A 12,041-nucleotide genomic window follows, 5' to 3' on the forward strand; every position below is an offset into this window, starting at 1 on the left:
AAGCCTCCAGGAGCTATTTTCCCTTTTTATTATGTATTAAAATCTACATTAAACTATGAATTCTTCATTTGTTTTTTCCATGCCGCAAAAAATCGTGTTTGGAGCAGGGAAATTTAAAAATCTTCCCGGATATATTTCAGGATTTGGCCGCAGGGTCATTTTACTTACAGGTTCTGCATCATTTGTGGGTTCTGCTCACTGGGAATATCTTACCAAAGAGCTAAAAAAAATGAATGTACATTATGATCATGCGACTATTTCCCATGAACCATCCCCTCAATTAATAGACGAACTAACCACTGAATGCCGTACCATACATCCCTCGGTAGTGGTTGCAATAGGCGGAGGCAGCGTACTTGATGCCGGCAAGGCAATTTCGGCCATGATCCTGACAGCCGGCTCGGTGATCGATTATCTGGAAGGTTTCGAGGGAAGTAAAAAACACAAGGGCACAAAAATACCCTTTATCGCTGTACCCACTACTTCAGGAACGGGCAGTGAAGCTACAAAAAATGCTGTTCTTAGTGAACCGGGGGAAAATGGTTATAAGCGCTCTTTGCGTCACGACAATTTTATCCCCAACCTTTCCTTAGTAGACCCAGTACTTACTCTTTCGTGCCCGGCAGGCATAACAGCAGCCTCCGGAATGGATGCTTTTACCCAATTGGTAGAATCCTATCTCTCCGTTAAATCAACAAATCTGACGGATTGCCTGGCACTTGAAGGAATACGGTCCATTAAAAAGGGATTATTACAAGTAGTTGAAAACGGCAAAAATCTGGAAGCACGAACCCACATGTCGTACTCGGCATTACTAAGCGGGATCACCCTTGCCAACGCCGGACTTGGCGTGGTCCATGGATTTGCCTCGGCAATGGGAGGGAAGGCTGCTATTCCGCATGGAATCATTTGCGGAACTTTGATGGCATCAGCTAACAGGAAAAATTTGAACAAACTAAAGGACAGCAGGATTAAGTCGCCGGTCATATACAAATATGCCCATCTGGGCAGAATATTTTTGGATGCTGAAACTGAAAAAGTAAATGATGATTTTTATGCTGAAGAATTTGTTTCCATGCTCGAACAATGGACTGAAAAATTAAAACTGCCGCGATTGAGTGATCTTAAATTAACTACAGAGGAATTGGAAAAAATCGCATCGGCCACAGCAATTAAAAATAATCCGGTTGATTTGAATCCTAAAGATCTTTTAGACATTTTACATGCCAGAATGTAATAATTGTGTAGAGACTCAATGTATTTTGCTAAGACACGATATTGTAAAGACTCGATTAATCGCGTCTCTAGCAAAATACAATAATACAATTGTCCTATAATTTATATTATGTTAAATAGCATATTTAAAAATAAGGGAGAAGATAAAAACCTCCTCCCTGTATGGATTATTTCTTTAAATTATCCAGAAGTGCCTTCATTTCTTTCATCTTATCGAAATTTTGAAGTTTTGCATATAAGGTCTGCAAGGTCTGGATGGTATTTATATCCTTAGGATTAATCTCATGTGCTTTCTCCATAAATGGTAAAGCATCTTTTAAGCAACTGTTGGCTTTTTCAACTTGTGCATTGTATTTTGCAGTTTCACTCAAAGGAATATCACCGGCAGCTTTGAATATTTCAACAGCCTGATTGTAATGCAAAGCACCCAGATTATAATAAGCATCAAAATAATCGGGTTTTACCTCAATTGCCTGTTTATAGGATTCTTCAGCTTTAGCGGGTTCTTTCAGTTTTTCATAAAGTGTACCTTCAGCAAAATAGAATGACTGGTTCTTAGGATCCTTTTCTTTGGCCAATTTCAGGTAATCCAATGCCTGTTGCGATTCTCCGCTAACCAGGTAAAAATTGATCATTTCAATAAGAATGGCATTATTGCCGGGATAAGCCTGGAAACCATCCTTTAAAATCGATAAAGCCTTTGCGGTATCATGAAGGCAGAGGTAAGCATTTTTCAGATAAATATAAGTATTGGCACCCCCATACTTGTAATCCTTTGCCTGAGAATAATATTGAAGGGCTTTTTCATAATTTTTTGCAGAATAAGCAGCAAGTCCGGCATTATAAAGAAGTGAAGTATCGGTGAAAGTCTTAAATATTGGTAAATGACCGATTTCCAAAACATTTTCAAAATCCTTCATGGCCTGGTCATAGTTATCCTGATTGAATTCCGAAATACCGTCGTTTTCAAACTGTGATTTCAGTTTCTTTAAATTCTCTGAAAATTTCTTGGTTTCTTTTCCTTCTTTATCCATATCCATTGCTTTCTTATAAGTATCAAATGACTGCTGCAACGGATCTTCAACTATATTTTTAGTTACTTTCCAGGATTTTAAAGCTTTATTTTCAAAAATCACATTGACACGGGGATATACATAAATTTCCTTACCGGTTGTATCATGTTTAATCTCCTGGGGATCCTTAAATAAGAGTTTGAGCTCACTGCTGGACATCCCAAAACGTAAATATTGAACATTTACTTCTCCAATTTTCTGAAGTAAATCAGCTCTTTCAATCCAGGTTTTAACTTTGACATTTTGCTTAGGATTTTGCATGGCCTCATTACTTTTATTGTATTTTTTCTCCAGTGAAGAATAATCTAAAGCATCCGGAGAGGTAAATTGTTGGCCCATGGCACATAAAAAACTGCTAAAAAACAATATGCCCGTAAGTATTTTTTTCATGTTTTATAAAATTTAAATTAGTTTACAAATTTATTACTATTACTTTGAAATATCAAAATAAATCCCGGGGATAAAATTTCTGTAAATCAAATTTTTATCTCTATTTTTTATCTCTATTCATTTATCCTCTTAGAATGTTAAATATTTTCTGAAGAATCTATGTTCTCACCTTCCACCGGATCAACGCCTTCTTCCCCGCCTTCATTTTCTTCCTCGCCGGCCTGAACCAGAGATACAGCAGCTATAGAATCATTTCCCCTTAAGTTGATGAGCCGTACTCCCTGTGTGGCACGTCCGGAAACACGCAGGTCCTTGACGGCCACCCGAATTGCCAGTCCGGATTTATTGATAATCATCAGGTCATCATCGTCGGTCACAGACTTTATGGCAATCAGATTACCGGTCTTGTCGGTTATATTGAGGGTCTTGACGCCTTTCCCGCCACGATTGGTGATTCGGTAATCCCCCACTTTAGAACGTTTTCCATATCCATTTTCAGAAACGACCAGGACATCCTGGTTTTCGCTTTCAATACAAACCATGCCGATCACCTGATCGTTTCCGGTGTCAAAGGAAATACCTTTAACCCCTGAGGCTGTACGTCCCATCGGCCTTACTTTTTCTTCAGGGAAACGAAGTGCTTTACCGGACCGGATCGCCAAAATAATATTATTTTTCCCGTTGGTAAGTTTTGCTTCCAGCAGGGTATCCCCTTCCCTGACATTTATGGCGTTAATGCCTTTTTGCCTTGTATGCGAATAAGCCTCCAGCGAAGTCTTTTTAATGATCCCATGCTGTGTACAAAGAACAATGAAGTTGTTATTGATATATTCTTCATTTTCCAGGCTCTTCACATTAACAAATGCTTTAATGGTATCATCCTGCTCAATATTGATAATATTCTGAATAGCACGTCCTTTCGATGCACGCGAACCTTCTGGTATATCGTAAACTTTCAGCCAGAAGCACTTGCCTTTCTCGGTGAAGAAAAGCATAGTATTATGCATGGTGGCAGAGAACATACTCTCAATGAAATCTTCATCACGCGATGCACTCCCCTTCATTCCTTTCCCTCCGCGGTTCTGTGTTTTAAATTCCGTGGAAGGTGTACGTTTGATATAACCCAAATGAGATATGGTAATGACCATCTCATCATCGGCATAAAAATCTTCAGGGATAAATTCTTCGGCACTGCGAATAATTTCCGTCTTTCGTTCATCACCATATTTTTCTTTGATTTCGCGAAGTTCGTCTTTGATGATCTGCATGCGCAAAGATTCGTCAGCCAGTATTTCTTTCAGATGGGCAATCAATTTAACCAATTCGTCGTATTCCTCCTTGATCTTCTGTCTTTCCAATCCTACCAGCCTTTGCAGACGCATATCCAGAATTGCCTTTGCCTGAATTTCGGTAAGCTGGAAATTGTTCATCAAACCGCTTTGAGCTTCATCCGGAGTTTGGGAAGCGCGAATCAAAGCAATTACTTCATCCAGATGATCAAGGGCAATCAACAATCCCAGGAGAATATGCGCTTTCTTTTCTGCCTGCTCCAAGTCAAATTGCGTCCTGCGGATAATAACATTCTGGCGGTGTTTTACAAAATTGTCGATCAGCTGGATAACATTTAATGTCTTAGGTTTCCCATTGACCAGGGCAACATTATTAACATTAAAGGAAGTTTGAAGTTGGGTATGTTTATAAAGGTTGTTGAGAACAACATTGGCTACGGCTTCCTTTTTCAATATGATCACAATGCGCATTCCTTCACGGTCGGACTCGTCGTTGATATATGCAATGCCTTCCATGGTTTTTTCATTGATCATATCGGCAATAGATTTGATCAGCTCTGCCTTGTTGACCATGTAAGGGATTTCAGTGACGACAATCTTTCCACGACCACTGGGAGTTGTTTCAACTTCACACTTTGAACGGATAATGATTTTTCCGCGTCCGGTTTCAAAAGCTTCCCTTACTCCCTGATAGCCATAAATAATACCACCAGTGGGAAAATCAGGAGCTTTGATATAATGCATCAATTCATCAATGGTAATTTCAGGCTTATCAATAAATGCAATAATGGCATCGCAGGTTTCAGAAAGATTGTGCGGAGGCATATTGGTAGCCATCCCCACAGCAATACCCGAAGTACCATTTACCAGCAACAAAGGAATACGTGTCGGCAAAACAGTAGGTTCCTGTAAGGTATCATCGAAATTATTCTGAAAATTAACCGTATTTTTATCGATATCTGCCAGCGTTTCCTCGGCAATTTTGGTCAGGCGGGCTTCAGTATAACGCATAGCAGCAGGACTATCCCCATCAACCGAACCGAAATTACCCTGCCCGTCAACCAGGCAGTAACGCATCATCCATTCCTGAGCCATACGGACCATGGCATAGTATACAGAACTATCGCCATGAGGATGGAATTTACCCAGAACCTCTCCCACTATCCTGGCCGACTTTTTTGTCGGCCTGTTCGACAAATTCCCCAATTCGTACATCCCGAATAAAACCCTCCGGTGTACAGGCTTCAATCCATCCCGCACATCAGGTAACGCTCTTGAAACAATAACCGACATTGAATAATCAATGTAGGCCGATTTCATCTCTTCCTCAATGTTAATTTTTATTATTTTTTCTCCTTCTGCCATATTTTGATTTATTTCTTTGATACTCAATATTTTACTGAATATTTTTTGATAAAAACGAGTACTAAAATAGACATTTTTTATGGAATATCCTTGTATTTTTTTTGAATTAATATTCACTGACCATAATCTGTATCAGCTAATTTATGATATAAATATTATTGCTATATTTGCCAAAATGTTACTATCTTGTTTTCACTAAGCAAGACTAAATTATGGATGCAAAATTTTCACAAAGAGTCAAAGATGTGTTATCGTATAGCAAAGAAGAAGCTGTACGTTTAGGAAACCCTTATATAGGAACCGAACACCTGTTTTTAGGTATTCTAAGAGATGGTGAAGGAGTTGCTGTGGATATTCTGGTTTCGTTGGGTGCCGATCTGTTCGATTTAAAACGTTCTATTGAGGATACAATCAAAGGTGACAACATAATCAAAATACCGGAAACAGAAAATCTTCCTTTGCTAAAACCTGCTGAAAAAGTTTTAAAACTTATCTACTTAGAGGCCAGGTCATTGAAAGATGAGACCATTGATACCGGCCATCTGCTGTTGGCTATATTAAAGGATGAAAATAGCCTGGTTACCCAAGTGTTAAAAGAAATTAATATAGATTATAATACTGTCCTGGGTGAGATGAAAGAAAACATTCCCGAAGATAAGGCCGAATTTCATGGGGAAGACGAGGATGAGGATGAACCGCACAGTCCATTTGGAGGGAAAAGCAATGTTTCTCAGGGTACTAAAAGTTCGGATACTCCGGTATTGGATAATTTTGGCAGCGATTTAACAAAAGCAGCCGAAGAAAACCGCCTGGATCCTATTGTTGGCCGTGAAAGGGAAATTGAACGTCTGGCGCAGATTCTCAGCCGTCGTAAAAAGAACAACCCGATTTTGATTGGAGAACCGGGAGTCGGTAAATCAGCCATTGTTGAAGGTTTGGCCTTACGGATCATTCAACGAAAAGTATCACGGGTACTATTTGACAAGCGCGTGGTTGCCCTTGATATTGCTTCTATCGTGGCCGGAACAAAATACCGCGGACAGTTTGAAGAAAGGATGAAGGCCATATTAAATGAACTGGCAAAAACCCAGAATGTCATTCTTTTTATTGATGAAATCCATACCATTGTTGGTGCAGGGGGAGCTACCGGTTCCCTGGATGCTGCAAACATGCTGAAACCTGCCTTGGCCCGTGGTGAGATCCAGTGCATTGGAGCGACCACTTTAGACGAGTACAGGCAACAGATTGAAAAAGATGGTGCCCTGGAACGCCGTTTTCAGAAGGTGATGGTGGAACCCACCACGGTTGATGAAACCATTACTATCCTGAATAACATTAAAGGAAGATATGAAGACCATCATAATGTTTATTACACACCTGAAGCAATAAACGCCTGCGTCAAACTTACGGCCCGTTACATCACCGACAGGCATCTGCCGGATAAAGCCATTGATGCCCTTGACGAAGCAGGTTCCCGGGTGCACATTTCCAACATTATCGTTCCGGAACGTATCGTCAGTCTGGAAAAACTGATTGAAGAAACCAAACAGGAAAAAATCAAAGCCGTAAAAAATCAAAACTTTGAAAGTGCGGCCAATTTCAGGGATAAAGAAAAAAATTACCTTGAAGCCCTGGAAACTGAAAAACAAAAGTGGGAAAAAGATTTAGCCAAAAACAGGGAAACCGTTGACGAAGAAAAAGTTGCCGAAGTTGTGGCCATGATGACCGGTGTACCTGTCCAGCGTATTGCACAGGCTGAAGGAACCCGTTTGTTGAAAATGTCTGATGAGCTTAAAAAGAAAGTTATCGGTCAGGATGATGCTGTGGATAAAATTGTAAAAGCCATACAACGTAACCGTGCCGGACTTAAGGATCCCAATAAACCAATTGGATCGTTCATTTTCTTGGGGCCGACAGGAGTTGGAAAGACACAACTGGCAAAGATTCTTGCCCAATATTTATTTGACACTTATGACAATCTGATCCGGATCGACATGAGCGAATATATGGAGAAGTTCTCCATATCCCGTTTAGTGGGAGCTCCTCCGGGATATATCGGTTATGAAGAAGGCGGACAGCTTACTGAAAAAGTCAGACGTAAACCCTATTCGGTTGTCCTGCTCGATGAAATTGAAAAAGCCCATCCTGATGTCTTCCATTTATTGCTCCAGGTTTTGGATGAAGGCCAATTGACAGATAGTCTGGGCCGAAAAATTGACTTCAAGAATACGGTGATCATCATGACCTCCAACATTGGAACCCGTCAATTAAGGGAGTTTGGACAGGGCATTGGATTCCAGACCAGGTCTAATGAAACATCGGGTAATGAATATGCCAAAAGTATTGTTCAAAACGCCCTAAAAAAAGCTTTTGCTCCGGAATTTCTCAACCGGATAGATGATGTCATCATGTTTAATTCGTTAACCCGTGATGATATTCACAAGATTATTGATATTGAATTGAAAGGTTTATACGACAGGGTATTCCAATTGGGTTACAAGATAGAACTTGAACCGGCAGCCAAAGATTATATCACAGAAAAAGGATATGATGTACAATTTGGAGCAAGGCCTCTGAAACGGGCTATACAAAAATACCTGGAAGACCCGATGGCTGAAGTAATTATTAAAGCCACCATTAGGCCAGGTGATACCATTCTTGTGAATTATGACAAGGAGAAAGATGAGATTGTGATCAGCATCAAACCTGAAGTGATCATTGAATCACAATCTACACAACAGCAGAATTAAAGCAGAAATATATACAACAAAAAATCCCGCCCAAAGGCGGGATTTTTTGTTGTATTGAATTGAACATCAATTTTTTAAATCAAACTCACCGTTCAGTCGGATGTCACGGGAAGAACTTCCAATTAAAACTTTAAATTTCCCTGGTTCTGCAATCCACTTATTCTGGTTGTTGTCATAAAAAGACAGGTCTTTGCTATTCAAAGAAAAAGTAATGGATTTTTCTTCACCGGGATTAAGAAAAATTTTCTCAAATCCTTTCAGTTCCTTATCCGGCCTTACCACTGAAGATTTCTCCTGGTTCAGATAGAGCTGAACGACTTCAGCACCGGCATATTTCCCGGTATTTTTCAACTTCATGCTGACAGTAACCTTTCCTGAATGATTTACAACCGGGGTAACCTTTAAATCGCTGTACGTAAAGTTTGTATAGGACAATCCGTGGCCAAAGCAGAAACGGGGCTGAATATTCCGGGTATCAAAATAACGGTAACCCACCATAACTCCTTCCTCGTATTTAACGGTATCTTTACCCGGGTAATTCCCCATTGCATGAGCCGGAGAATCTTCAAGCCTTTTAGGAAATGTACAGGGAAGTTTTCCGGAAGGATTGACATCACCAAAAAGTATATCAGCAAAAGCCCTGCCTTCCTGCATTCCGTCATACCAACCCTGAAGTACAGCCGGAACTTTATTGATCCATGATTCCATATCAAGAGCTCCCCCGCTAATTAAAACGACTATGGTATGGGGGTTAACTTCAGCCACCGCATTGATCAAATCATTCTGGCTATAGGGCATTTTCAGGTCAGTGCGGTCAGATCCTTCACTATCCATTTTCCCGTTATGGTTAAGTCCGCAAAAAATCAATGCCACATCCGATCTCTTCGCATATTCAACTGCCTCCTGAATCAGCTTACGGTTATCTTCTGAAGCTTTAGAACTGTAACCCTTGGCATAATTCAGGACGATATTTTTACCGACTTTCTCCCTGAGACCTTCAAAAGGAGTTATTTCGAACTTGGTTTTCAAACCTGAGCTTCCGCCTCCGTAGGCAAGTTTTCTGGCAGCATTTTCACCGATGACCGTAACGGTTTTAATCTTTTCGCGGTTTAAAGGAAGTATATTTTGTTCGTTCTTTAAAAGCACAACAGCTTCTTTGGCAATTTTTAAAGAAGCAGCCTGGTTTTGGGGTGTACTGAATTCTCCTTTAGGCCTGTTATACGACAGTTGAGTTGAAAAAATCACCCTCAAAATACGGCGGACCTTATCATTCAAAACTTTTTCACTTACCTGGCCGGCTTTGATGGCATTAAGAAAAGGTGTAGCCAGGTAATAGTCGTCGTAAGACTTTGCATTGGTTCCCATCTCAAAATCCTCGCCATTGTTGGCAGCCTCAAGGGTGTTATGAACTGCATCCCAATCAGACATCACAGCACCTTTAAATCCAAATTCCCCCTTAAGGATTTTATTGAGCATCAGGTCATTTTCACTGCAATGTTGCCCGCGAAATTTATTATAAGAACTCATGACACACAGCACATGTCCTTTTTCAACAGCTGCCTTGAAACCAGGAAGATAAATTTCGTACATGGTACGATTGTCCATCTCAACATCAATCGATCCTCTTTTATATTCCTGATTATTTGCAAAATAATGTTTTACACAAGCTGAAACTCCCTGCGATTGTACACCCTGAATATAAGGGACAACCATAATTGAGGTAAGATAAGGATCCTCTCCCATATACTCGAAATTTCTTCCACATAAAGGAGTACGTTGAATATTAATTGCCGGTCCGAGAATTACATCTTTTCCCCTTGCCCTGGCCTCTGAGCCCAATGTCCTGCCGTATAAACGGGCCAGATCAGGGTTCCATGTTGCTGCAAGGGCAATACCAACAGGTAAATAGGTGCATGAATCGTAGGTCTCACCCTTGGGTTCCCAACTATCTCTTTTTAAATCTTCCCTCACTCCATGAGGCCCGTCAGACATTGTAAGTTCTGGTATGTGCAGCCGGGGTACACCAGGAATGGTAAACTTGGAATTGGCATGGCACAAGGCGACTTTTTCTTCAAGGGTCATCAACGAAAGGGCATTCTCAACCCTTTTTTCAAGCGGTTGCTTGGGATTAAGATAAATTTGAGATTTGTTCTGGGCAAAATTCATTAATGGAATTGAGAATAAAATACCGGAAAAAATAAGTTTTTTTATGATCATAAGCATCAGGTTTTAGAAAATTAGTAAATAATGATTAATTGTTAAGTAATTACAAAAATGAAAAAATATTGACAGGGAAGAAGATATAATCCCCTTTCGAAAAACTTTTATCTTAAATAACCTGTAAGAATCTTATTTACTGATAGAAACGTTTCAGATCGGCCAACTGTATATTCCCTTCGTAAAGGGATTTACCAATAATCACCCCAAAAATCCCAATCTTATCCAGCCTTTCTATTTCAGAGATATAGGTAATCCCACCGCTGGCAAATATATGAAGAAATGGAAAATTTATCCTTAACTTATGATATAAATCCAGGGAAGTTCCCTGCAGCATACCATCTTTACTGATGTCGGTACATAAAACATATTTAACTCCCTTTGACTGGTATGTATTCAGGAAATCGCTTAAATCGATAGTTGTCACATTCTGCCAGCCGCTGATAGCAATCTTCCCATTTGAAACATCAGCCCCCAGGATAATTTTATCGCTTCCAAATTTTGCAATCCATTTTTCGAATAAAGCAGGATCAGAAACGGCAACGCTTCCTACAGTCACCTGATTGGCTCCATTGTCCAGAACCAGCTGCATGTCGTTATCCGACTTAATTCCCCCCCCGAAATCAACCAAAAGATTCGTTTTAGAGGTTATTTCTTTCAAAACCTGAAGGTTGACCACATGCTTTTCTTTGGCCCCATCCAGATCAACCAGGTGAAGATATTTGATTCCTGCATCTTCGTACATTTTTGCAACCTCCAAAGGATTTTCATTATACACTTTTTTTTGCGCATAATCACCTTTCTGAAGACGCACACATTTTCCTCCGATAATATCAATAGCAGGTACAATGCGAATCATAATTCAATAAAGTTTTTAAGGATTTGAGAACCCACCACTCCGCTTTTTTCCGGGTGAAACTGGGTAGCAAAGAAATTATTTTTTTCCAGTGCAGCGCTGAAGGGGTGAATATAGTCGCAAACTGCTGAAGTGCCTTCACCCAAAGCCGCATAGAAACTATGAACGAAATAAACATAAGAATTTTCAGGAATACCCTTAAATAATTTGCCTTTCATGTTTTTAATACTGTTCCAACCCATGTGCGGGATTTTCAGTTTATCCGGACCTTCGGGATTTACAAATTTTTTAACCTTTTCGCCGAAAATACCCAGACAGTCCGTATCTCCTTCCTCTGAAAAGGAACACATCAACTGCAGCCCCAGGCAAATTCCCAAAACAGGCTGTTTCAGGCTTCTGATCAAAGTATCCAGCTTATGTTCCTGAAGATATTGCATGGTGGTCGAAGCTTCACCTACACCCGGAAAGATCACCTTATCGGCACGCCTGATGGCTTCTTCATCATCGGTGATCAGCGGATTCACCCCAAGGCGTTGAAGTGCAAAATCAACAGACATGATATTTCCGGCGTTGTACTTGATAATGACAAGATTCATGGTTGTTATTAATATTTAAACCTGGCAGACAGTCTGTTATGATGTCTGCAAAATAATTATTTTCAACTGAACACTACGGTACGGTTGTTATAAACCAGGATTCTGTGCTGGATATGGGCATAAACGGCACGCGAAAGAACGATCTTTTCCAAATCCCTTCCTTTGCGGATAAACGTATCCACAGAATCCTTATGGCTGACACGGGTTACATCCTGTTCGATAATAGGTCCCGCATCCAGTTCGGTAGTAACATAGTGGCTGGTGGCCCC

Annotated in this window: 8 protein-coding genes; 2 read left to right on the forward strand and 6 right to left on the reverse strand. The window is 40.3% G+C overall.

The window, feature by feature from the left end; all coding sequences use genetic code 11:
- The first annotated feature begins 55 nt into the window (after positions 1–55).
- On the forward strand, positions 56–1,237 hold the full coding sequence (locus Q8907_06880) for an iron-containing alcohol dehydrogenase (GenBank protein ID MDP4273985.1): 1,182 nt from the start codon (positions 56–58) through the stop codon (positions 1,235–1,237).
- 166 nt (positions 1,238–1,403) lie between these two features.
- On the opposite strand, the gene Q8907_06885 is transcribed toward Q8907_06880, so the two are convergent.
- Positions 1,404–2,699 carry a tetratricopeptide repeat protein gene (locus Q8907_06885; protein MDP4273986.1) on the reverse strand — a complete coding sequence of 432 codons (1,296 nt, stop codon included), beginning with the start codon at positions 2,697–2,699 and terminating at the stop codon, positions 1,404–1,406.
- A gap of 137 nt (positions 2,700–2,836) precedes the next feature.
- Entirely contained in the window at positions 2,837–5,353 is a 2,517-nt protein-coding gene (gene gyrA / locus Q8907_06890) for a DNA gyrase subunit A (GenBank protein ID MDP4273987.1), read from the reverse strand.
- Between the two features lie 212 nt (positions 5,354–5,565).
- On the opposite strand from gyrA, the gene Q8907_06895 reads away from it, so the two are divergent.
- A complete protein-coding gene (locus Q8907_06895; GenBank protein MDP4273988.1) occupies positions 5,566–8,103 on the forward strand; it encodes an ATP-dependent Clp protease ATP-binding subunit in 2,538 nt (845 codons plus the stop codon).
- Between the two features lie 66 nt (positions 8,104–8,169).
- Here the strand turns inward: Q8907_06895 and Q8907_06900 are convergent, their stop codons facing one another.
- From Q8907_06900 to Q8907_06915, 4 genes are all read right to left on the reverse strand, one after another.
- Entirely contained in the window at positions 8,170–10,320 is a 2,151-nt protein-coding gene (locus Q8907_06900; GenBank protein ID MDP4273989.1) for a glycoside hydrolase family 3 C-terminal domain-containing protein, read from the reverse strand.
- A gap of 136 nt (positions 10,321–10,456) precedes the next feature.
- The gene (gene hisA, locus Q8907_06905; GenBank protein MDP4273990.1) at positions 10,457–11,179 is read right to left on the reverse strand and encodes a 1-(5-phosphoribosyl)-5-[(5-phosphoribosylamino)methylideneamino]imidazole-4-carboxamide isomerase; all 723 of its coding nucleotides are present in this window, start codon (positions 11,177–11,179) and stop codon (positions 10,457–10,459) included.
- Positions 11,176–11,772, reverse strand: coding sequence for an imidazole glycerol phosphate synthase subunit HisH (gene hisH, locus Q8907_06910; protein ID MDP4273991.1), 597 nt, complete (start codon positions 11,770–11,772; stop codon positions 11,176–11,178). The genes hisA and hisH overlap by 4 nt, the downstream gene beginning before the upstream one ends.
- Before the next feature lie 62 nt (positions 11,773–11,834).
- A partial coding sequence (locus Q8907_06915; GenBank protein ID MDP4273992.1) for a formyltransferase family protein occupies positions 11,835–12,041 on the reverse strand: 207 nt, incomplete at its 5' end.

This window comes from Bacteroidota bacterium, from assembly GCA_030706565.1.
Taxonomy (GTDB): Bacteria; Bacteroidota; Bacteroidia; order Bacteroidales; family JAUZOH01; genus JAUZOH01.

Coding starts and splice junctions, on each gene's coding strand:
- hisA (MDP4273990.1), bottom strand. CDS start 11,179: ATGATTCGCATTGTACCTGCTATTGATATTATCGGAGGAAAATGTGTG.
- Q8907_06900 (MDP4273989.1), bottom strand. CDS start 10,320: ATGATCATAAAAAAACTTATTTTTTCCGGTATTTTATTCTCAATTCCA.
- Q8907_06880 (MDP4273985.1), top strand. CDS start 56: ATGAATTCTTCATTTGTTTTTTCCATGCCGCAAAAAATCGTGTTTGGA.
- hisH (MDP4273991.1), bottom strand. CDS start 11,772: ATGAATCTTGTCATTATCAAGTACAACGCCGGAAATATCATGTCTGTT.
- Q8907_06895 (MDP4273988.1), top strand. CDS start 5,566: ATGGATGCAAAATTTTCACAAAGAGTCAAAGATGTGTTATCGTATAGC.
- gyrA (MDP4273987.1), bottom strand. CDS start 5,353: ATGGCAGAAGGAGAAAAAATAATAAAAATTAACATTGAGGAAGAGATG.
- Q8907_06885 (MDP4273986.1), bottom strand. CDS start 2,699: ATGAAAAAAATACTTACGGGCATATTGTTTTTTAGCAGTTTTTTATGT.